The 22665-nt window shown below is 60.8% G+C and carries 15 protein-coding genes and 6 pseudogenes; 16 read left to right on the forward strand and 5 right to left on the reverse strand.

Translation table 11 applies throughout. From position 1 onward, the window contains the following. Position 1 precedes the first annotated feature (1 nt). The 3 genes and pseudogenes from ABNX08_RS23685 to ABNX08_RS23695 all read left to right on the forward strand — a co-directional run. Positions 2–964, forward strand: a complete 963-nt coding sequence (locus ABNX08_RS23685; protein WP_349606105.1) for a nitrilase-related carbon-nitrogen hydrolase — start codon at positions 2–4, stop codon at positions 962–964. Further along, positions 961–2037, forward strand: a complete 1077-nt coding sequence (locus tag ABNX08_RS23690) for a phenylacetaldoxime dehydratase family protein (protein WP_022535001.1) — start codon at positions 961–963, stop codon at positions 2035–2037. Before ABNX08_RS23685 ends, ABNX08_RS23690 begins: the two co-directional genes overlap by 4 nt. A gap of 261 nt (positions 2038–2298) precedes the next feature. After that, positions 2299–2913 (forward strand): annotated as a pseudogene (locus ABNX08_RS23695) (IS5 family transposase); the annotation flags it as partial. 314 nt (positions 2914–3227) lie between these two features. Here ABNX08_RS23695 and ABNX08_RS23700 read toward each other — a convergent pair. Next, the gene (locus ABNX08_RS23700; protein WP_022535003.1) at positions 3228–4133 is read right to left on the reverse strand and encodes an HNH endonuclease; all 906 of its coding nucleotides are present in this window, start codon (positions 4131–4133) and stop codon (positions 3228–3230) included. A 552-nt stretch (positions 4134–4685) separates the two neighbouring features. After that, positions 4686–5156 (reverse strand): annotated as a pseudogene (locus ABNX08_RS23705) (Tn3 family transposase); the annotation flags it as partial. 62 nt (positions 5157–5218) lie between these two features. Between ABNX08_RS23705 and ABNX08_RS23710 the strand changes: the two are divergent. The 6 genes and pseudogenes from ABNX08_RS23710 to ABNX08_RS23735 all read left to right on the forward strand — a co-directional run. Continuing rightward, positions 5219–5326 (forward strand): annotated as a pseudogene (locus ABNX08_RS23710) (IS6 family transposase); the annotation flags it as partial. Positions 5327–5760: 434 nt separating this feature from the next. Further along, a pseudogene (locus ABNX08_RS23715) lies at positions 5761–7011 on the forward strand (IS66 family transposase); the annotation flags it as partial. A gap of 152 nt (positions 7012–7163) precedes the next feature. Further along, positions 7164–8423 carry a site-specific integrase gene (locus ABNX08_RS23720; RefSeq protein ID WP_349606106.1) on the forward strand — a complete coding sequence of 420 codons (1260 nt, stop codon included), beginning with the start codon at positions 7164–7166 and terminating at the stop codon, positions 8421–8423. Further along, positions 8420–9358 (forward strand): tyrosine-type recombinase/integrase, encoded by a 939-nt coding sequence (locus ABNX08_RS23725; protein ID WP_349606108.1) that lies wholly within the window; start codon positions 8420–8422, stop codon positions 9356–9358. Before ABNX08_RS23720 ends, ABNX08_RS23725 begins: the two co-directional genes overlap by 4 nt. Continuing rightward, positions 9355–10359 (forward strand): tyrosine-type recombinase/integrase, encoded by a 1005-nt coding sequence (locus tag ABNX08_RS23730; RefSeq protein ID WP_349606109.1) that lies wholly within the window; start codon positions 9355–9357, stop codon positions 10357–10359. Before ABNX08_RS23725 ends, ABNX08_RS23730 begins: the two co-directional genes overlap by 4 nt. Positions 10360–10533: 174 nt before the next feature. Then, a pseudogene (locus ABNX08_RS23735) lies at positions 10534–10737 on the forward strand (transposase domain-containing protein); the annotation flags it as partial. A gap of 74 nt (positions 10738–10811) precedes the next feature. On the opposite strand, the gene ABNX08_RS23740 reads toward ABNX08_RS23735, so the two are convergent. After that, positions 10812–11072, reverse strand: coding sequence for a hypothetical protein (locus ABNX08_RS23740; protein ID WP_022535006.1), 261 nt, complete (start codon positions 11070–11072; stop codon positions 10812–10814). A gap of 127 nt (positions 11073–11199) precedes the next feature. Between ABNX08_RS23740 and ABNX08_RS23745 the strand changes: the two genes are divergently transcribed. Beyond that, positions 11200–12861, forward strand: a complete 1662-nt coding sequence (locus tag ABNX08_RS23745) for a TOPRIM nucleotidyl transferase/hydrolase domain-containing protein (protein ID WP_349606111.1) — start codon at positions 11200–11202, stop codon at positions 12859–12861. Next, positions 12861–13208 (forward strand): AAA family ATPase, encoded by a 348-nt coding sequence (locus tag ABNX08_RS23750; RefSeq protein WP_022535008.1) that lies wholly within the window; start codon positions 12861–12863, stop codon positions 13206–13208. The genes ABNX08_RS23745 and ABNX08_RS23750 overlap by 1 nt, the downstream gene beginning before the upstream one ends. A 483-nt stretch (positions 13209–13691) precedes the next feature. Here ABNX08_RS23750 and ABNX08_RS23755 read toward each other — a convergent pair whose 3' ends face one another. Continuing rightward, the gene (locus ABNX08_RS23755; protein WP_367576165.1) at positions 13692–14246 is read right to left on the reverse strand and encodes a GNAT family N-acetyltransferase; all 555 of its coding nucleotides are present in this window, start codon (positions 14244–14246) and stop codon (positions 13692–13694) included. Positions 14247–14349: 103 nt separating this feature from the next. On the opposite strand from ABNX08_RS23755, the gene ABNX08_RS23760 reads away from it, so the two are divergent. Both ABNX08_RS23760 and ABNX08_RS23765 read left to right on the forward strand, forming a co-directional pair. Further along, entirely contained in the window at positions 14350–14448 is a 99-nt protein-coding gene (locus ABNX08_RS23760; RefSeq protein ID WP_367576166.1) for a DUF302 domain-containing protein, read from the forward strand. A 525-nt stretch (positions 14449–14973) separates the two neighbouring features. After that, positions 14974–15279 carry a hypothetical protein gene (locus ABNX08_RS23765; RefSeq protein WP_022535009.1) on the forward strand — a complete coding sequence of 102 codons (306 nt, stop codon included), beginning with the start codon at positions 14974–14976 and terminating at the stop codon, positions 15277–15279. Between the two features lie 225 nt (positions 15280–15504). Here ABNX08_RS23765 and ABNX08_RS23770 read toward each other — a convergent pair. Continuing rightward, positions 15505–15936 (reverse strand): annotated as a pseudogene (locus tag ABNX08_RS23770) (polysaccharide deacetylase family protein); the annotation flags it as partial. A 124-nt stretch (positions 15937–16060) separates the two neighbouring features. On the opposite strand from ABNX08_RS23770, the gene ABNX08_RS23775 reads away from it, so the two are divergent. From ABNX08_RS23775 to ABNX08_RS23785, 3 genes are read left to right on the forward strand one after another with little or no spacing between them, the layout of a single operon-like run. After that, positions 16061–17062, forward strand: coding sequence for a hypothetical protein (locus ABNX08_RS23775; RefSeq protein WP_022535011.1), 1002 nt, complete (start codon positions 16061–16063; stop codon positions 17060–17062). Between the two features lie 33 nt (positions 17063–17095). Then, entirely contained in the window at positions 17096–19210 is a 2115-nt protein-coding gene (locus ABNX08_RS23780; RefSeq protein ID WP_022535012.1) for a hypothetical protein, read from the forward strand. A gap of 9 nt (positions 19211–19219) precedes the next feature. Continuing rightward, a complete protein-coding gene (locus tag ABNX08_RS23785; RefSeq protein WP_022535013.1) occupies positions 19220–22660 on the forward strand; it encodes a DUF6603 domain-containing protein in 3441 nt (1146 codons plus the stop codon). Positions 22661–22665 lie beyond the last annotated feature (5 nt).

Here is a 22665-nt window from a genome sequence, read left to right on the forward strand (position 1 = left end):
CATGTCTAGAAAATTCAACGTCGCTGTCGTCCAAGCAGCACCTGTTTCGTTTGATCTTGATGCCAGTGTTGAGAGGGTCGAGTGTCTGACGCGAGAAGCAAGCGATCGTAATGCAAAGTTGGTCCTCTTTCCGGAGGCATTCCTCTCGGCGTATCCTCGTGGCATGAGCTTTGATACGACAGTCGGCTATCGGGGCAAGGATGGTCGTGATTGGTATCGGCGCTATTGGGACAGTTCCGTAGACGTACCTGGTCCAGTTGTGGATAGGCTATCAAGCATTGCGCGCAAATATGCAGTACATCTAGTTATCGGGGTGATCGAACGCGATGGCGGAACACTGTACTGCACCGCGCTGTTTTTCGGGCCGGATGGTGCGTTCCTTGGTAAGCACCGTAAACTTGGTCCGACAGGGTCGGAGCGCCTCGTGTGGGGTCGAGGTGACGGATCCACCATGCCGGTGTTCGACACGGGCATCGGGAAGATCGGTGCTGCTATCTGCTGGGAGAACTATATGCCGCTATTCCGGACGGCTATGTACGCCAAAGGCGTCGAAATTTACTGCGTGCCGACCGCAGATGGACGCGATACCTGGTTGCCGACGATGCGTCATATTGCGCTTGAAGGTCGATGCTATGTGCTATCTAGCAATCAATTCGCCCGTCGTTCGGACTACCCGGCCGACTATCCGGCGTTTCAAGATCAGCCGCTCGATGCCGTCGTTTCGGTCGGTGGCAGCTGCATTGTCGATCCTCTTGGTAATGTATTGGCAGGCCCGAATTTCGAGGGGGAGGGCGTGCTTGTGGCCGAGATCGACCTTGCAGAAATTCCTCGCGCATGTTTCGACTACGATGTGGTCGGGCACTATGCGCGTCCAGATGTCTTTCGCCTGCTTGTGAATGAATCGCAGCAATCGACGGTAGCCCGTCTCCACACAAACTTTCCCGCGATTGAGGTTGAGCAATGAGTGTGCGTATTGAATATCCCCGTTCGATCCCGGCCCGGCGGCCCGGAGACTTCAAGCCCGCGGCACCAAAATTCCAAGTCCAGTGGGACGCACCGGTGGTGACAGTCGTCTCGGACTACCTCGCCCTGCAAAGGGATGTGAAAGACATGCAGGGCGAACAAGACTTCTTCTCGCGCGTGCGCGATGCATTCGAACGCGAATGGGGGCCGGATTCGTTTGAGGAAATGCGCGGCATCGATGAGCGCGGGGCTGTCAATTCCGTAGTTGTAGGGTACTGGACTGACCTGACCCGCTACTCGCTCTGGAAGTGTCACGATCCATTCAATGCCTGGTTTTCCCATTCTAATCGCGCAAGCGAGGGGGTGGGTTACTGGCGGGAGACCCTAATCGTCCCTGTGGAACGCTTTGAGACGATTTTTTCCGAATCAATATACCGTGCAGGTATTGCGTGTACGAAAAATAGCCGGCTGGAGCCGATGTTTACCGCTGGATATTTTGGAGCAATGCGAGACCGTATAGCGATCTCGGCGATTGATCCATTGAGTTCCCCTTACGGAAACATTGCGCCTGCGGCAAGTTTCAAGGGAGGGCCGGGTCAACGCGTCCGCATTGATGTTCCCACTAACCTCGTCAGCATAAGAACAGGCCAGTTTTGGCAAAACGCGAAAGATGATCAACTTGACGATTATGTGACCAACCTTCAGCCGAAGCTGGACTCCGGGGTGAAATATCTTCAAGATAATTCAGAAGGCACCGGATGTGTGTCTCTAAGATCGCTTGTTAACCTTGATCGGCAAGGCAACGAGCTGATGGAAACATCTAAGCACGGGTACTTTCTGTCGCTGGCTCATCTAGAAGATTGGGCTGCCAGCCACAAGAGTCATCTGGACATCTTCCAGCATGCGCTTGCGATGCGGAGAAAGTACGGCGCAGCCCGCTCCGTTGTAACCTGGCACGAGGTATTCGCAATTGGCACAACGCCCTCATTCGAATATATTAACTGCCATGCTGACACTGGACTTCTACGATTCGCGAACGATTGGGGGGCTATTGTGTCGCCGATGGTAGTATAGAGCGTTAGAATTCGTCGGTGCCCAGCCATGTCGAATCGATTAAGTTCTATTCGATATATATTGCTGGGCACGTTCACCACGCTTGATGGACTCTGTCGGCCTGCCTGACTTCCTGAGATCAAATAGGTTTCACCACTCATCGTGGCATGGTTGCCACCATTTCCCTTGATAGGAGCACGGCCATCACTGCTAGGGATGCTCTGCACAATTAGCCGGCGGATGTGCTTGCAATGAATCGTCGAGCCAGCGAGCATGTAGCGCATGAAGCAAACTGACCTTGGACTGAACTTGTCGACCAAGCGCACCCGTAAGCGCGAATTCCTGGACGAGATGAACCGTGTGGTGCCGTGGGCCGATCTGGTGATGCTGATCGCTCCGTACGCCCCGGAAGGCAAGCGCGGCCGTCCTCCGTTTGCGGTCGAGGCAATGCTGCGCATCCACTTCCTTCAGCAATGGTTCGGCCTGTCGGACCCGGCGATGGAAGAAGCGCTGCATGACGTGCCGCTGTATCGGGAGTTCGCCGGGTTGGACAACTGGACGGTGCGACTTCCCGGCGAGAGCACCATCTTGCGGTTCCGTCATTTGCTGGAGAAGCACAAGCTGGCTGCTCAGATCCTCGCGCTGGTCAACGACATCCTTCGCGACAAGGGCCTGATGCTACGCGCGGGCACGGTGGTGGACGCGACCCTGATCAGCGCACCGAGCTCGACCAAGAATGCCGCGGGCGAACGCGACCCGGAGATGCACCAGAGCAAGAAAGGAAACCAGTGGTATTTCGGCATGAAAGCTCATATCGGCGTCGATGCCGAAAGCGGGCTGGTGCACACGGTGCGAGGCACGCCTGGCAACGTCAGCGCTGTGCTCGAAGCCAATAGTGAGGGGTGGCCGGGATTCGCAAATATGTGACGCCTCACATATTTTCGAATCCCGGCCGGCCCTCTATATGTCCTGGCGCAGGGTCTGCCTGTTCGACCTTATCACGGAGTCCAAGCGGCAGGGCTTCGCCCTGGATGCAGGATCGGCGCAGCCGATCCTGCATCCAGTCCCAACCATTGAAAAAATCCCACTGCCTTTTGAGCAGTGAGGGTATCAGTACAGCGGTATCCGGGACGCCTTCGTTGTGAGGTCAGTGAGAATGCACGGCTTCTTGAAGAATGGGAGTTGTGTCAGGTCCGAATTGGGCCCACTCTCTATGCAAGAAAACGCTTTCTGGAGCGATTTCCTTTGCCCAAGTTGCATTCGTTGCAGAGCGTTTGAAGGTTCGAGAGGATGGTCAGCCCGCCTGTGGAAAACGGCACGATGTGGTCAACGTGGAGCGTGACTCCGTTCGTGGGAGACCTGCCGCAGCTACAACATCTTCCATCATCGCGCTCGAGGACTTGAAAGCGAAGCCCCAAGGGAATGGCACGTTCTCCCAGGAGGCCCTTCTTGTTGGGCACCAGCTTCGAGCGCACCGACTCTGTCGAGTTCCAACGCCAGGTAAACGAGTTGTCGAACCGAGGCATACAAGCGAATTGATACCCCTTGTTACCTTGGAAATGGCCTTTCAGGAGGGCAACGGAAATAAAGCTTCCCAGGAACTGCTCGGGTGTGGTGTCGAGAAATACCCGGCGGCGACTACAAAAGGTGCCGAACTCAACTTCGAGGTTGTCCGTGACGGGTATGCCGCAGCGCAAGAGGACGTCAGCAAAGAGTCTCGCCTTTGCCTGCCTGATATTGAGTGCCGCGTTCGGATCACTGGTGCGTCCTTCAGAGAACTTTATGCGCTGAGACAGCGAGACGATACCGCCGGCATCGACTGTGGTTGTAAAGTTCAGGCTGAACAGCATGCCTGTTGTCGAGAACGCAAAAAGTCGGTAGTGATTGAGAGGGTTGAGGTACAGCTGAATGCTGAGCGGAAGCTCTGTACCGCCGATGGTGACGTTGTACTCGTGGACGCCCCGAAGCAATTGCCATCCTGCTGGTCGTGACCCACTTGGCCCTTTCGCAGGGGAGACGTTGAGCGTCAGTTCTCCCAGGCGAATCGCAGGCTTGGGCATGCGGGCTTCACGCAGGGTTGCGGCCAGTTCGGAGATGTATTTCGGGGTACGAGGCATGTTTTCCTTACATAAAGTTGAGTCTTGAATGGAGCCGAGGCTGGTTCGTGCAAGCCGCGCGTGACTTGGTGGCGGGGAGGAGGCCCTGTCAGTTCAGCTTGCTGTCGAGACTTTCATGGAGTCATCGTACTTTTGGTGCGAAATCTGGCGCTTGGAAGCTGGAAAGCCGCTTGCCGCAAGGCTTTCCAGATTACGTCGCTGTAGGCACCGCTGTCGAGATGGGGTAGTCGTCCTTTTCGTGCAAAATCTTACGGTTTTCTTCAAATTTTCGTTTTGAATCAATGGGTTGAGAATCCGCCGTTTTCGCAAGTGCCGTCCTTTTCGTGCAAAACCTTACGCATTCAAGCTGCCGGACCAGCCACGCCGAGCTGTGTCCGATAGTCCGCCAGCGATTGCTGCTGGGCGTCGAACCGTCCGGTGACCTTGGCTAGCTCGTCCACTTGTTGCTGTACCGCGGAGCGTAGGGCATCGCGCTCGGCATCCGCGCGGGCTTGATCGACGCGGGCTTGGTTCAGCCCGGCACCCGCATATCGGGGAAGATCTCGATTCTTGCTACACCGCACGACGCTTCGGTGCCACCTCGAGCACGCTGTCTTGATACAGGTCGATCGGAAAGCTCATGATGCCCCGGAAATTCACATGCGCGAAATGCGCGGGCCCCATGCGGCGCAGCCAGTCATCTTCAATCCGTTGCCCTTTGTGGCGCCAAGCATCGGCCGTCGTTTGCATACGCTGGGTGTTCCAGGCAATCACCAGGTTCGTCAGCAGCGTCAGCGATCCGGAAATCGCGATCATTTCGTCCTGACGGCGCCCGCGATTATGGTGTACCTTGCTCGAGTAAATGGCACGCTGAAGCTGGTGCACCGACTCCCCTCGGTTGAGTAGCGTGCGCAACTCCCGACGAAACTCGGCGTTGCTGAAAAAATCGCACAAGAAGAGTGTGCGCAGCATCTTGCCCAGATGATCAGCTGCCCGATGGATAGGGTCGCCTTGGGCGGCGCTGCCGAACCGCTGCAGCCCCATCTTGGTCAGGGGCGATTGGGGGCCCTGAACGACGTCAACGCCGAACGAGAAGCTCCCATCGCCTGCTGGACGGTATCGAGCTCATCCACATGATTGCCAAGGGCCAAATGCAATGCGCCGAAGGGAGCAGTCTGTCCGCTGCAGAGCAGTTCTATTCCCTGGCAACATAAGCCCAATCAACCCGCCGGGTTCTTCGTCCTCGCTGGCTTACTTCGACAGAACCGCGGCGAGACCGAATCCGCTGGTGCGGCAACGCGCCACGTCAAAGTCTGTGACCCGCGAAACCCCCGCTACAGGGGTGACCGTGCTTTCGGTGCTGATTGACACGGTTTCAGCAAGAAAACGGTTCTATATCAACGAGTTATGCAAGGAGCAGGCCAAGCACCGCCGAATTGATCCGGTAGCGCGGAAATAACCCGTCGTCGAGCAACTCCGCTTCCACCGGGGCCTCGGTCGTCCACTGCCGCTGCAGCAGTTGGCCTGCTGGCGGAGATCCAGCGACAGTTTGGACTGGCAACGCGGTGATAGCCGCCGGCCTGCCCCGACTGGGGGATGGCGCGATGCGTACCGACCGCCGAACATATCACGGGCGCATGGCGCCCCCCAATCCAAACGCTTCGCGCCAAGCAGCGAGAAGATCAAGGACCGCGTGTTCGACGAAGCCGAACAAATGGCCGCTGCGGCGCCGGCCAACGACGATGAGGACGAAGCGCTCGCCCCGCCGGACACGGGGCTGCCAGAGCCCGATAAGCCCGCAGGCCGCAAACGTGGCCGCAAGCCGCTGCCGGCGGAGTTGCCGCGCCAGCGCATCGAGTATGACCTGACCGAAGACCAGAAGATCTGCCCGTGCTGCCAGGGCTCGATGCACCGCTTGGGCGAGGAAGTCAGCGAGCAGTTGCACATCGAAGCAAAGGTCTCCGTACTGCAGCACGTCCGCTTCAAATACGCGTGTCGGCACTGCGAGCGCAATGCCGAACGCACGCCGGTGGTGACCGCGCCGATGCCAGCGCAACCACTGCCGGGCAGCAACGCAAGCCCGGCAATGCTGGCGACAGTGACCATCGGCAAGTACGTTGACGGCACGCCGCTGTATCGCATGGAAGATGCGCTCGGGCGCGCCGGCATTGAAGTTGGCCGTGGCACGCTGGCCAACTGGATCATCCGGCCTGCCGAGCTGCATTACAGCCGGCTGTATGAGGCGCTGCGCCGCACGCTGCTATCGCAGCCACTGATCCATGCGGACGAGACAACGGTGCAGGTGCTCAAGGAGGAAGGCAAGGCCGCGCAAAGCAAATCATATATGTGGGTCTACCGCAGCGCGGAGGACTGCGGGGAACCCGTGGTGCTGTTCGATTACCAGCCAGGGCGCGGACAGGAGTACCCGCAGGCGTTTCTCGCCGGCTACGAGGGCATGCTGATGACCGACGGCTACAGCGCGTGGCGCACGCTTGAGGGCGTGACCCACTTCGGCTGCCTGGCGCATGCGAGACGCGCGTTTGTCGATGCGCTCAAGGGGCAGAAGAAGCTTGGCGGGCACGCCGCGCAGGCGCTCGAATACTTCAAGGCCCTCTACCAGGTCGAGGCGCTCGCCAAGGCTGAGTTGCCCGAAGGACAATCGCGCGCTGACTACACGTATCGGCTGCGCCAGCAGCATAGCGTACCGCTCCTGACGGCGTTCAAGGCGTGGCTGGACGAGCAGGCCCCGCGGGTGTTGCCAGAGAGCCTGCTGGGCAAGGCGATCGTCTACACGCGGAATCAGTGGGAATACTTGAGCCGCTATGTTGTCGATGGGCGTGCGCCCGTGGACAACAACGTCATCGAACGAGACGTTAGGCCGTTTGCAACCGCGAGAAGCTATCGCTACTTTGAAATTATGGAAGCTCAGCGCCGCTGACGATAGAAAACAGCAGCCATTTCCAGGTTCCGCTAGCTCCGTGGGGAACTGAGCAACCTTCCATAATTTGCAGTACTTTCCTCGTGCTGTTCGTGTTTTCGAGGAGAGTTGCCATGCCCACATACTCGCGTATCAAACCTGGCCATCTGCTCAGCGAGAGGTGGTTTGCCAAGGCTGCGTTGGGAGCGCACGCAGATGCGTACGTTCACTACCTGACCGAGCGTGGTTATGCTCGGGAGACTGTGGAGTGTTATTTCAGGAGTGTTGCCCACTTCGTTCACTGGAACTCGCTGCGAGGCGTCGTTCTTCGCGAGATGGACGAGGCGGTGATCAACCGGTTTCTCGACGGGCATCTGCCTCATTGCCGATGCGCTCCACGATGCCGTCGCACGAGAGCTGACGTCCATGCGGCACTGAAGCACTTTTTTGCCATGCTCGGCCAAACGACATCACGACAGACGCCAGGCATTCCCCAAGCAATCACAAAGGAACTGGACGAATTTAATCATCACTTGGTTGAAGTTCGAGGACTTTCCGATAGTACGTGCACCATTCGGCGGCGGCACGTACTGGAATTTCTTGTCGATCGATTCGGCAAGAGCGCAGTGCGCATTTCGAAGCTCACTCCGGCTAATGTAGTTCATTTTGTCATGCGCCGAACGAGCGGCCTTGTACCCTGCGCGGTCAAGAGCCTCGGCATCTCACTGCGCAGCTACTTCTTGTTTAAGGCCAGTAGCGGAATCCCAACCACGGCTCTCATCGCGGCACTGCCGCGGGTCGCCGTGTGGCGTCTCGCCAGGCTGCCTGAGATGCTCTCGCCGGCGGAGATCAGGCAGTTGCTCAACGCATTCGATCGCGACAGTGCTACTGGTCTACGCGACTACGCAATCATGCGCTGTCTGTTGGACCTGGGCCTGCGACGCACGGAAGTAGCACAGCTGCGCCTGGATGACATCGATTGGCGGGGTGGAATGTTGAGGATTCACGGCAAGGGCAATCGGGTTGATGTCGTACCTCTTCCACGGTTGACCGGCCGGGCGATCGCAAAGTATCTTCAGTGCGGACGTCCCCAGACCACACGGCGAGAGGTCTTCGTTCGCCATCGACCGCCACTCAATGCTGCGGCCGGTCCGGACATCGTTCGGAACGCGATTCGCTATGCGGCCGAACGCTGCGGTCTGCAGCAGCGTGTGCGCGGCACGCATATTTTCCGGCACACCATGGCATGTCGGATGGCACAAGGTGGGGCTCCATTCAAAGAGATCGCCGACATGCTACGCCACCGTAGCCTCGACACGACGACGATATACGCAAAGGTCGATCTTCCCTCGCTCCGGCGCGTGGCTCTCCCATGGCCAGGGAGGCGCTCATGAGCACTCACACCTCCTTCTCAACCTGGATCGACGATTACCTAGCGGTTCGTCGTCGGGCCGGCTTTGCGCTTAAAGCAGAAGGCGCGCAGCTCAGACAGCTTGCACGCTTTGCGGAACAGGCCGGCCACCATGGCACGCTGACGGTCCAACTTGCCGTTCAGTGGGCCACCAGCAGTGGGCGGCAGCTGACGGCTGCACGCCGGATCGAGGTACTCCGGCCCTTTGCCGCTTACTGCCGGCAGTTCGATCCCGCGGCCGAGATTCCGCCGCGATGGCTCTTCGGAGATTCCCATCGTCGGCTGACGCCGCATATTTTCACAGACGAAGAGGTTTTGGATCTGCTAGCCGCCTGCGATGACCTATATCCGCCCGGCGGCCTTCGTGGTGCGAGCTGCAAGACGATCTTTGGATTAATCGCAGCTACAGGCCTTCGCATTTCGGAAGCGACGGGCTTGACCCGTTTGGACGTCGATCTTGAGCAACGACTGCTCCATATCCGATGCGCCAAGCATGGCAAATCGCGCTGGGTGCCGATACACCTCACTACGGCTGAAGCTCTGCGGCGCTATGTCAGGAAGCGCGACCACGATCCCTTCGCTGGCAACACCAGCGCATTCTTTGTGTTCGACTACGGTCGACCCGCTTCTACCAGAAGCGTCGAGTACGCCTTCAAGGTACTTCGCGCGGCCTTGAAGTGGCACGCTCGCGGCGACCATCCTGCTCCCCGGCTACATGATCTTCGACATTCGTTCGTCTGCCACCGATTGCAGGACTGGTACGCCCGCGGGCTGGACGTCGACCGTAGCATTCTTTCCCTGTCGACTTATCTTGGGCACGCCAAGGTCACGGACACGTATTGGTATGAGACAGCCACGCCCGAGCTGCTAGCAATCGCAGCCCGCCGCTTTGTGCGCTGCCGTGGAGGTTCGCCATGAGCAAGTCAGCTGTGCAGTCGTTTCCAGTCCTGCTGCAGAAGTTCTTTACGCAACGTCTCGTTCAGCAGCGGCACGCAAGCCCTCGCACGGTGGAGGCCTACCGTGACAGCTTCCGGCTGCTGCTGGCCTTTGCCCATCAGCACTTGCACAAACGCCCCAGCGATATCGCGATCGAAGACCTGAATGCCCCGTTCATCCTCGATTTCCTCGGGTATCTCGAACATGGCCGGCACAATTCCATCCGCAGTCGGAACGCGAGGTTCGCCGCCATCCGGTCCTTCATGGAGTACGTTTCATTCGAGGAACCGTCAGCCCTCGCATTGACACAGGCTGTACGGGCAATCCCCACGAAGCGGTTTGAGCAGCCACTCATCGGATTTCTGTCGCGCGAGCATATCGAGGCCATCCTCGCCGCTCCTGATACCGACACATGGACCGGACAGCGCGATCACGTCATGTTGGAAACGCTCTACAACACGGGCGCCCGCGTTTCGGAACTCACCGAAATGCGCGTCTCCGATCTCGTGCTAGGGTCCACATCGTGGGTGCGTATCCACGGTAAAGGGCGCAAGGATCGCTCAGTCCCGCTGTGGCCCGATACCGCCAAAGAGCTCAGACGCTGGCTGCGGCAATATCCACGCGCGCCTGAGGAGTCATTGTTTCCTGGCCGATCCGGCGCTTCGCTCACGCGCATCGGCTTCACCGAACGGTTAAAGCTCGCAGTTCATCGGGCATCGCAACAGTTTCCGGAACTTGCGCATCGTCGAGTTTCTCCGCACACTATCCGCCATTCGGTTGCCATGCATATGCTGCAATCCGGAGTTGACATTACCGTCATCGCGCTGTGGCTGGGGCACGAAAGCCCCGTCACAACACATCGTTATGTTGAGGCCGACCTACAAATGAAGGAACGAGCATTGAAGGCTCTGCAGGCGCCGTCACGCAAGCCGCTTCGATATCGGCCCAAGGATGACGTCCTTCGCTTTCTGCAGACTCTATGATTATGGATTGTTCGCAGCTGGGTGTGCTGCAGCTCACGCCTCCAAATCGATGTCGTCGTCCAGCGAGCGAATGGCGGCGACGTCGATCCTGAGATGTCTATGAGACTGGGCCATGACGTACCTTCCATAATTTTAAAGTAGCGATAGCTTCTCTTATGGAAGCACTTTCATAAGAGAAGGTCCTGGCTGTTCAGCGACACGGTCGCCGGCGCGAAGGCCAGCGCGATGGTCTATAGCCTGATGCTCACGTGCCGGGCCTGCGGCGTTGAGCCGTACGCCTATCTGCTGCACGTACTAACCGAATTGCCGCAGCGCGCCCCGGACGCGGACGTCATCGACCTGCTGCCGTTCAGCTTCGTCGCAGCGTCTGCCGCCTGAACGACGACCGACCGCACCCGAGGCGCCGATCGGCCAAATGGGAGCACTCGCCCGTTACCCGGTAACTGGCGAGCCTACCGGCTCGCCTTGAAATAGAGATCCCACTGCTCCGAATCCGGATCGAGCCGGCGCACGATGGCGTCGTCGGCTCGCGCGATCAGCCGCTCCAGCACCTCTCGCTTCGTTACCGCGTAACGGCGTGCCAGCCGCGCGAGCGCGAGATCCGCTTCGCTACTTACCCACATGTCCAGCCGACGTTCTCCGTTGCCGTTCTTGCCCGCCGTCGCGCGCCTTGCCCGATAGGCCGCCTGCCGCTGAGCTGTCGTCTGCGCCATCCTGCACTCCCCTCGTCATGGTTACCCGGTAACGTTCCCGTCTTGCATACGTTAACGGGAAACGGTTCGACTCAACAAGGTGTGCTGAATTTAGCGCTTACACAAGTTGGACCCAACGCTTGGGCCATTGGCGAAGAAGCCGCCAGAGCTGCCGCAGGCATTGCCTGAGAAGGCTAAAGCTATCGACTTCACTAAGCTAGCCAAGGTAATCCGAGTTGACTTTGTTGCAGCCCAGCGAGGCCTAGGAACCGAAGAGGCCGAGTCGCGTTCGGCATCTGGTACCCATCGCGTTGGCATGTTCTCAACTCAATTGCTGAAGTACGCTAGGCAGCACCTCAATGTGGCGACTTCAAGCCAGGGCCATCATCCCGACCTTGTTGGAGCAATTGCCCAGGCTCAACTTGAGCTGGATGCACGAATCAAGACGGCTTTGACACCGTCTATTGAGCACGTGAAAAAGCTGGGCTACCCCACGCTTCATGATCCTCAAGAAATTCACTTTCGCACGCGCATCCAAACCGGCGACCTGCTCGATCACAGCACGGCCGTTCAGTACCGCCTCGATGACACGCTAGCAGACGTCTTCCTTCCAGAGTATTCGATTGGTCTGGGCTATCAAAATCTCCAATCGCTGAGCTACCAACTGGTGTCGTTTCGCGATTCTCGCTTGAATCCCAAGGAGGGAAGTCCCGCGGCAGTTCACTTGGTCATGGTGGAGGAACCTGAGGCACACTTACACGTTCAAGTACAGCGAATCTTCACCCAGCGAGCGATGGATCTGATTACTCCTGCTGAGCAGGAGTACATGCATCTGAGCAGCCAACTGATCGTCAGCACGCACGCCAGCCACTTAGCTCATGCTGAAAACTTCGACCGCCTGCGATATGTCCGGCGGACGGTTCCGTCCAAGCCGGGGGATTTGCCATGCTCTGACGTCATTAACCTCGCCACCGCGTTCAAGACAGACAAGAAGACGCGCATGTTTGCCGAGCGGTACTTTCGCGTGCAGCATACGGACCTGCTTTTCGCTGACGCTGCCATCTTTGTGGAGGGCGCTGCAGAACGGATGCTCGTCCCGCTGTTCATCGAGCGCGATTTTCCCGAGCTTGATCGCCGCTACATCTCCTTCCTAGACATCGGCGGCCGGCATGCACATCGACTGCGCCCGCTCGTAGAGAGGCTGGGTATCCCGACCGTGGTAATTACTGACATCGACCCGGTCCGCGTTGAGAAGACTGACGGGGGTAGAACCGTTCGGAAGGCCACGGCGATCGATGACCCAACGAAGCTGGAATGCGGTAACGATACATTGAATTCGTGGCATCCAAAGGAAAAGCAGCTTCACCTTCTAGCGGTCCCGGCGGAGAAGGAACATACCTGGACCAATGGCAACGGCGGCCGTGTCCGCTTCGCTTGGCAGACTCCAGTCCCCAAGGACGGTCCCTGGCCCAGTTCGTTCGAAGACTCTCTTGTGCTTTCCAATATCGAATGGTTCAGGAGGCTGGGCGACGCCCAAGCCAAGGGGTCTGCCCTTGGCGAAGCGCCTCCGGAGAAGCTCCGCGGTCCGCTAGCGGCAGTCGTTGAGGCTGTCCAGAAAAGGCCAGAACCTAACGAGCTCTGCGTCGAGCTGCATGCCCTGTTGCGAGACGGATTCAATAAGGGAGAATTCGCTGCCACCATGTTCGAGCAAATCAGTGAGGAGGAAGAGGTGGCATGTCCCGCCTACATCGGTGAAGCACTTGCTTGGCTTGACAAGGAACTCGCGCCTCTGAAAAAGGAGACGCTCTGATGGCCGACCAGCTCGCAAGCCTTAATGACCGCGACGCCGGCGTCGTTGACGAGATTGTTGGATATGTGACCAGTGCACCTCCAAGGAGCTTCTTCCTATTCGCTGGAGCAGGCTCAGGAAAAACTCGGACGCTTGTTGCCGCGCTCCGGAAGCTCACCGGTATTGGTCCAAAGGAAGAGCAACCTCTAGCCACGCCGAAGGAACTCGACCTGCGCTTTGCCCGCGAGATGAGGGCGAAGTCCCAGACAATACGAGTCATCACGTACACAAAGAACGCTGCCTTGGTTATGAGAACATCCATCGATGCGTTGGGCTTGCGGTCAATTTGCGGCTCAGCAACCATTTGATCGCCCGGCAGCAGCCGCAGGAACGCTTGTCGGCTTTCACCGTCAGCATGGTGAACGAGTAAATGTCATCCGGCCGATCCCTCCAAAGGCCGGCTAGCCCAAACGCAGGCTCGTCGGTCAGCCAGATCTTTTACCGCGTCGACTTGGCCCCGGCTTCGTAGTTCGGCTCATAAACGGCCGTGGCCGGTAACGGCAAGATGCAGCCCATGGACGCGCACACCACAAGGTACACCGTATGGACATGCGGGGCTGGAGCTAGACCTTCCCGACAGGCCGTTGCCTTCCCGGACGTTGGGCGTTGGTAGTTGGCTGGCCGCTCGATGTTGCGAAGCGGCCAGTCGACATTGACAAACAACAAGGGGATAAAGCTCCCTCGTAAAAACAGCGAAGACCAGTTAGCCTTGCCATCCTCTGTTGTAGGGGCTGTAGTCAGCGGGACCTCAGGCTAGTAACGTTGAATTGGCATCCAACGAGACACTCTCGCTATCGCAGCTCACATCGCATGCCAAGCGCCGATGCTTGGGCCGCGCGCTGGACTGCGGGCGATGACTTCACCTCCAGTGGCACTTTTTCATCCGCAACAAGCGAGAATCCCCAGCGAGCGAAGTAAGCGGGAGCCACCGTGGAGAAGAGATAGGCGTCTCGTGCTTCTGTGCCGCGAGCCCGCATCAATAGTGTTTCAACCAGACACCCTGCAATGCCTCTGTCTCGGTAATCAGGTTCCACTGCTACTGAGCGAATTAGAACGCTCGAGCCGTGATGCTCCGCAGCTGCACATCCAATAATGCGGCCTTCATACAGCGCAACTTGGAAGTCCTCGATTATCTTGAATGTATCCGAGGTGGGGAGGCCGCATCGATCAAGCAATGCAGCTATGTGATGCCAATCTGAACGAAAGGCCGAACGTAAAACAACGTCGGTCAGCATGATGATGTAACTCCTGCGTGCGTCCTCTTCGGCCAAGAAGGCCGGTGGCGCGCATCTAATAATATTGAAGGCAACTATGTTGCCTTCTTTGCATGTCATTCCGGCAGTCATGCCACCGCCGATGGACTGTTCGCAAAGGCTATCATCGACCGAGTGGGCGGTCTGTAAGCGATTGTGATTGACGTTCTCTGCATCGCGTCGACGGCCCACCGAATTGCTGATTTTCGGTAATGCGCAGGGTGGCGCGCCTCTGATGGAGTGTGCGCAGTCGATCGGCATTGATCTGCCCTTGAAACTCGTGGTCGGACGCTGATGGGCGGACTGGGGCCAGTTACAACGATCCGGCGTTTCTCGCACAGCGGCGCGGTGTGCCCCAATGCCCCGCCGCAGGCAACTTGCGCGAAACCCTGTCGCGTTTGATTGGCGCGGCCGTGGCGCCGTAAAAGCGTTCGAAGCCGGATTCCAGGAAGGCGCGAGCTCCTACGACGCACTAACCTTGCCCGGCTCAGGCAAATAGAAAAGGCCCTCGGCCGGGGTGGTCGAGGGCTAGAAGTGGTAGCGGGTAGATCGCAGAACCACCCGAACGGAAGGACCGACCGGGTTTGGGTGTATTCACATCACTCATATTGGTGATGTTGGTTCGGAGCGACAGCCAGGGTGAAGCTGTTGCGCTGTTGCCGTCACAGGAGTGGATACAAAGCCTTACAAGACGCTCAAGCCGCAGTGGTCACCGTGACAACCTACCGTCGTTACACAAGGTAACCGGCTTTAGGTTCTGCTCCTACCGGACAGGGCGAGAACGCCCTAAGGTGTGAGCATCATTCGACGGAACAGCATCATGCAGAAGATCTTGGCGGTTTGTGTAATCGCAGCCGCCTCCGCGCTTGCCTCAAGCGCTGCGCAAGCAAGAGTAGACGTCGGAATTGGCATCGGTATTCCAGGTGTCGTAGTTGCAGCACCTCCGCCCCCGGTGTACTACGAGCCGGCTCCTGTCTACGTTGCGCCGCGCCCAGTGGTAGTGGCGCCTGGTTATTACTACGACGATTGGCAAGCACGCGCATGGCGTGAGCAGCGGTGGAGGGAGCGCGAGTGGCGGGAGCGCCATCGCAAGTGGCACCGTTGGCACGATGACGAAGACGATTGAAGCCGATTCTCAGGGCGACGCGGTAAGTAAGCGTTGGGCTTTTCTTCGGCGCGCCCGAAAATGGTGCGTCTTGCGTGGTGCGTCTTGCGCAACCGCGTCCGGCTGTGCTGCCACCCCTGGAAACCGAAGTGGTGCCCGTCCTGCGGCAGCAGATGGCCCGGGCACTGGACGTAAGCGGCGCTGCCACACATGACCCCGTGGCGCGAGGCCGGCCGCCTCCCGCCGCTAGCCGCGCCGCCTGTCCTCATGCCGCGTCAGGCATTTCTGGAGGAAGCGGAACAGGTTGGTCCCGCAGTGCACGTGGACGCGTGGCAGGCCAAAGGGGTCGTCATCGACGCGTGCCAGGCCACGCTGCGTCAGCGTGGCATTGTCGTGGCCCGCCTCGCGCGCCATCTCCCGGTGCGCCGCCTGCTGTTCGCCATATGGATAGCAGAAGGCCGTGACCGGCCCTGCCACCAGGTCCTCCAGGTCCGCCTTGGAAGCTGCGATCTGCCGGCGGGCTTCGGCCAGCGGCACCGCCGGCAGGTGTACATGGTCGATCGTATGGGCACCGGCTTCATTGCCGAGGCGGGCCCATTCGCGTATCTCCGCCGCATTCATCAGCGGAGCAGGCGGCTATCCATGGCTGGCGTCCCAGATGTTGCTGTCGTCGATCTGGCACCGGCTTTAATGGCTTTCTCCCGCAATGTGATCCATCCCTGACAATACACTCAGCCATGCTTGTCGCGTGACGTTGCATTGACTAGAGTGAGTTCTTCTTCCGTCATAACAGGTGACAGTTATGGTCGTTCGGAGAACCGAGAGTCGCATTCCGAGCCAACTCCAGGCTTCCGATCTGGGGTCGGCCGTAGTCTCGGGCGACGGCCATTGCGCGCTGGTTTCCTTTGTCACCTCTCCCATCGTTGTCAATCGCGATAACGTCTACGTCGTGTTCGTGACCGATCCGGCGCTTGCTGCGTCGGCCGCGTTGTATGAATGGACGATGTCCCTGGATGGCGGCGCGCCTGACGTGCGCACCACGCCGCATGGCGAGCTGAGCTGCCGTCCGCCCGCAAGCGGCAGCCTGCATCTGCTGGTCCGCATCCTCGATGCCGGGAGCGCCGAGCAGGCACGGCTTGAAATGACGCAGGACGTGGTCGGAACCAGCGCGGCACTCGAAGCGCTGATCGAGAGCGCACGTAACGAGCAAGGCCCGACGGTGGTCAATCCCGATGTCGCGCGCGAGCTGGTCAACGAGCACAACCACTACTACCAGAATGTTGCGCTCGGCACGCCTGAGCCGGGCGATGGCTTCAAGACCTTCGTGTTCACGATGGTGCATGACGGCGCGCTCGAACAGGATCCCGACAACCGCAGGCAACGGCTGGACCGCATCGCCGCGTCACTGAACGACGCGGAGGGCGATTTCGCCACGCTCGCCGCGGGAGGATTCGGCGTCTGCGCGATCCGGATGGGGCTGCTCGCCATGACCACGCCGACCAGCGCGGGGGCGTCGCCCGCCCTGGCCTGGACCGAGCTGCCGGAGTCGGGCGCACCGCATGCTTCGGCCGAAGCGCAGCTTCGCCAGGCGCTCGGCGCGCTGGACGTGGACACGCGAACGGACCTGTTCAACCGCGCCCGCTTTCCCAAAAGCAATATTACCCAGTGCGGTCGCATTCTCGAGACCTTGCGCGACCGCTATTTCGGCGGCGTTGCGTTCAACGACGTGCTTACCGGCATGTCGGGCACGCGCGCGCACTGGATCGTTCGCCACTATCGGGAAGGGCCGTTGCATCACGAGTGAAATAAGAAGGGCTAACCACTCCGGTGAGGGACCATGCCAACCACCAGGCGGAACCAGACGGGGAATACCACGGCTTTGCAGGGGATCCCGCCGAACACACCGGGGGGAAGCGGCACGCCAGGCGGCGGTGGCGGCGGGACCGCGGTGAACCGCCCCGCGCCCGCGCCGACGGGGCCGGCGCCATTGCTCGGCGAGCCCGAATTCATTCCGCAGCACACCTTCATCTCGGCGGCGCAGCCGAACGACAACGGCTTTATCGCCAATGCGCTCAACTTCCACAACAACGTGTCGCTCCGCCCCAGGACGGTCGGCTCGATCGAGGAAATCCTGGAACTGCTTGCCAACCCGGCGGAAACGGGAAGCGGCGTGCTCGACCGCATCCGCATCGTGTCGCACTTTTTCGTGCCGGACCCGGGCGAGCCCGACCAGCCCAGCAATATGGGGATCAACTTCCTGCGCAACGGGGGGCGCGGCGCGCTGAAGCGGTTCTTCGAGGGCTTCGCGCAAAGCAGCATCGCGGGCCTGCGCGCGCTGCTGGTCTTTGACCTGGTCGGCGGCCAGAGCGCGCTCACCATCTTCAACAGCCCTGAAACGCTGGTGCTGTCGGCGGTCCGTGCGGCCGGGCAGGGCGCGGCGGTCGACGCGGTATTTCCCCCGGCGGGCACGCCCTCGGACAACAAGAAGGAATTCGTTATTTTGCACGCCGCCAGATGGGTGCTGGCCCACGGCATGTCCGGCATCGCCGATGCTACCTTGCGGGCCAATCTGACGAGCGCCTACGACCTGCTGCTCACCGATCTGCGTCCCCGGCTGATAGCCGCCCCCGACAACGTGCCCGGCCCGCAGCTCGATGCCCTGGCCGCCGCCATCGCGGGCCTTGCCAATCTGGGCGGCGCACAAGTCGTAAGCCCCGCGAACCTGGCGCGCTATGCCGCCAACGTGGCGGCGGGACTGGCCGCGTTCGCTGGCGATGCTTTCCGCAACAAGATGCTGGCGGTGCGACCCCGTTTCGACCGCTTTACCACCATCGACATCCGCGGCTGCCGGGCGGGCACGGACATGGCCTACCTTGCCGCGGTGCAGGCGTTCTTCGGCCGTACGGGCTCGGTGCGTCCGGTCGTGACAGCCCCCAATTTCTTCCAGCGCTTCAACCAGATTTCCGCGACGACGATGCATGGCCAGCCGCCGCAAGGCCTGGCCGCGACGATCAACGGCCTGCACAATTCCGGAATTCCGCCGACCTATACCGCGGCCCAGGTCCGCACGCAGTTCGGCGTGTGGGCGGATGGCTTCGGCATCGGCGCGGCCCATCTGACGTTCTGGCACACGACCTTCCAGCTCGGCGTGCTGGAATTCTGCAAGTTGCAATGGCGCGCCGGCATCCCGGCGCGGCGCGTCACCATCTCGCGGCTCGATGCGCTGCCGGGCGTCGCCTTCGCGGACCTGTTCAACCGGCTGGGCGATATTTTCCTGGTTCGCGTGGCGCAGCGGCCCACGGCTGCGCAACTCGGTGTCATCTCGCCAAAACTGGGGAACCTGAATACCTGGACGACGCAGCTCGATGCCGCCATCGACCCCACATCCACGGCAGCGCAGCTGAGCGCGCACTTCACCAACTACAAGACCATCTATGAAGCGGTGGAGGCGCGCATGAGCAACGCGTCCTTCCACAATTCCCCGCAGCGCATCGTTCCGCCCACCGAGCCGGCCAGCTTTACCGTGGCAAAGGCCACGACGATGCGGACGAACCTGAGGAACTTCATCCAGACCAACGCCAATTCCATCTTCGCGCCGGTACGCGTGTTCCTGGCCGCCGCGGATGCCAATACCCAGGATGCGCCGGCACGCATGCGTTACTTCCTGGCGCTCGGCCTGGTGTTCCAGCTGGCGCACACCACCAGCGTCGATTTCAATGTGCAGATCCTGGTGCTGCTCGACGACGGCACCGGGGGCGGGCCGCACCACGAGGCAATCCGGCACTGGATGCGCGCGGGCTGGCGCGGCGTTGCGCCGCCCACCATCGCGCCCGGCCTCGATTTCAATCTTGCCCGCCATTCGCAATGGGTGGTGTCCGACCGGACGCAGGGACCCGCGGGCGTGTGTCCGCACCCCAGCTATATGTCCCACATCGTCACGCAACCGGCATGAGGCAAAGGCATGGCTGACGCGCTGCAGAACATCCTCACCGGCGCCGGCCTGGCGATCGCACCGCTGCGCGAGATCGACACGCCCGACAAGGCGGTCGTGTTCTTCCGGCAGCTCGGTTATGAATTGCCCGCAGGCGCCTTCGGCAGCGCGCTCTCCACCCTGGGCACCGAGGCTACGGGACTGGTGGCGGCCGTCGATACGCTGGCCAATTCCACCGGCGAAGCCGGCGTCGCCGCCGCGATCGTCAACCTGCTCGGCAAGCTCGGCACCACCATCGATGCGATCCGGCAGCTGCATGTGCAGGTGCAGGCCGGCGGCGGCGCCGGCGTGCCGGATATCGGGGACCTGCCGCGTCGCCTGACGGATTTCCTGGTGCTGGACTATCTCCACGCGCAACGGCCCGAAGCCCATGGCGTCTTTCATCTGCTCGGCCTGATCGAGCACGAGCCCGGCGCGGCAAGCGGGACGCCGGCGCGGCTGATCAACTGGGACCGGTTCGGCAAGTTCATCACCGAGCCGGGCAGCATCGCCAACGAGGTCTACCAGTGGGACACCGATTTCAATGTCGGCAAGTTCCTCGGCCGCCTCGAACAGATCATGCGCGCGGCCGGCCTGCGCGGCGGCTTCTACGGTCAGGCCGACGCCACGCGCACGGCGCTGGCCAACACCGGAGCCGACCTTGCCGAGCTGCGCGTTCCGCTGCTGCAGAAAGGACTGACGCCGGTGACTTACAGCCAGTTCGGCATCACGTTCTCTCCCGCCGAGCCCGCCGGGGGCAAGAAGCGAGGCATCGCGCTGCTGCCCTACCTGATGGGGACCACCAGCTTCGATTTCGGCGTCTGCGAACGCGGCGAGCTCGTGTTCGATGCCTCGGGCGAGATCCGTGGCGTGGGCGTCGTCATCCGTCCGCCCTTCAACGCCGAGGGCATGCTGAACCTGACCGGCGCCTTCAGCGCCGCGCTTACCATCCGGGAAAAACCGGCCCAGGCCGAAGAGCTGGTGCTGATCGGCTCGCGCGGGGGCACGCGGCTGTCGATCGAGGGGCTTGGCATCAAGTGGTTTATCGCGGGCGACGCGCAGCAAGTGGACGTCGGCGTCGAGGGCCAGGCCCAGGCCCTGCGGCTGGTGATCGCGCCGGGCGAGGGCGATGGCTTTCTCCAGAAGATGCTGTCCGGCGTAAACATCCAGGCGGAAGCGGGCTTCGGCTTCGGCATGAGCCTGCAATCCGGGTTCACCTTCCACGGCGGGGCGAAGTTGGGCCTTGAACTCGGCACCCACCTCGAGATGGGGCCGGTCAAGATCGAGGCGCTGCGCTTCGCTTTGGCTCCGAGCGCGAGCGACGTCGCGCTCGAGGCCGGCGCGGTGCTGAAATTCGAGCTCGGGCCGCTGCAGGCCGTGGTTGAGAACATCGGCCTGCGCACGGTGGTGCGCTTTGCGCCCGGCAATATCGGCCCGGCCGACCTCGGGGTCGAATTCAAGCCGCCCAACGGGGTAGGCCTGTCGCTTGAGGCCGGCGGCTTCAAGGGGGGCGGCTACCTGATGTTCGATGTCGACAAGGGCGAGTATGCCGGTGCGCTCGAACTCGATTTCCAGGGCCTGTTCTCGGCCAAGGCCATCGGCATCATCAATACCAAACAGCCGGACGGCTCGCCGGGCTTCTCGCTGCTGATCGTGATCGCGGCGGAATTCACGCCGATCCAGCTCAGCTTCGGCTTTACCCTGAACGGCGTGGGCGGGATCATCGGCCTGAACCGCACCATCGCGGTGTCGGCGCTGGTGGAAGGGGTCCGCACCAATGCCATCAAGAGCATCCTGTTCCCGCAGGACGTGGTGGCCAACATCAATCGCATCATCAGCGATATCCGGCAGTTCTTCCCGCCGCTGGACGATCATTTCGTGGTCGGGCCGATGGCCAAGCTGGGCTGGGGAACGCCCTCGATCATCACGGTGGAGCTGGGGCTGCTGCTCGACCTCCCCAATCCGATGTTCGCCATCGTTGGCGTGCTGCGCGCGGTGCTTCCCGCCGAGGACGCGCCGATCCTCAGGCTCCAGGTCAACTTTATCGGGGTGCTCGACTTCGATCGCGGCTATCTGTTCTTCCGCGCCGACCTGGTCGATTCGCGGCTGCTGGTCTACACCATTACCGGCAGCATGGCGCTGCTGGTGTCCTGGGGAGAACAGAAGACCTTCGCCCTCAGTGTCGGCGGCTTCCATCCGGATTTCCGCGACATCCCGACCATTCCGGCGCTGCCGGACGGCCTGCGCAACATGGCGCGCATCGGCATCAGCCTGCTGTCCGACGACAATCCGCGCCTGAAGGTGGAATCGTACTTCGCCGTCACCGCCAACACGGTGCAGTTCGGCGCAAAGGTCGAGCTCTATGCGGAGGCGATGGGATTCAACGTCTACGGCTTCCTCGGCTACGACGTCCTGTTCCAGTTCGAGCCGTTCCGCTTTATCGCGCGGCTGTATGGCGGCATTGCGCTGCGCGAGGATACCTCCGTCATCGCCGGCATCAATATCACCGCGCAACTGTCGGGGCCTACGCCGTGGGATGCGAGGGGCGAAGCCAGCCTGACCATCCTGTTCTTTGACATCAGCGTCGATTTCCATGTCACCTGGGGCGATCCGGCGCCGGCCATCGGCAACCAGACCGAGGACCTGCTGGAGCGGCTCCAACGCGAGATCGCCGACACGCGCAACTGGCGTGCGGAACTGCCGGCCAACCATCACCTGCACGTCAGCCTGCGCAAGATCGACGAGGCGGACAGCGCTTCGCTGCTGGTCATCCACCCCATGGGCGTGCTGACCTTCAGCCAGCGCTCGTTTCCGCTCGAGAACTACCTGATCGAGAAATTCGGCAACAAGGCACCGCTGAACGTCAACAAGTTCCGGCTCAGCAATGTCAATGCCAACGGGGGGGACATTCCCGCCAACTTCCAGGACACGCGCGAGCAGTTCGCGCCCGGCGAGTTCAGCAAGCTGAGCGACAGTGACAAGCTCTCGCGCCGCTCGTTCGAGGCGCTGCCCAGCGGCTTTTCGCTGACGGGAACGGGCGATCTCGTGGTACCGCTGCCGGTCCGGCGCGACGTGTCGTACGAACTGAACTACCTGCACCGCAAGGTCGTGCGCCTGGAGTTCCGGGGCCTCGTGCAGATCGCCCTGCGTGCGTATGACCGGCTGGTCAAGGGCAGCGCGGTGCGCAGGTCGGCGCTGGCGTTCCAGCAGACCCGGCCGTCGATGAACGCGCCGGAGGCGGTGGTCCTGCCGGAAGAGGACTTTGCCCTCGCCAATGTGTCGGACTTGAAGCCGCACTTGGCGGGCGCGGGCGGCGCACTGATCTTCAAGACCCAGGCCGAGGCCGCGCAGCGCCAGCAGGAGCTGATCCGCAGCAATCCGGCGCTGGCGGGACAGGTCCAGGTTGTATCCCGATTCGAATTGAACTCCTGAGGCAC

The sequence above is a fragment of the Cupriavidus sp. DF5525 genome, assembly GCF_040149425.2.
Classification (GTDB): domain Bacteria; phylum Pseudomonadota; class Gammaproteobacteria; order Burkholderiales; family Burkholderiaceae; genus Cupriavidus; species Cupriavidus pickettii_A.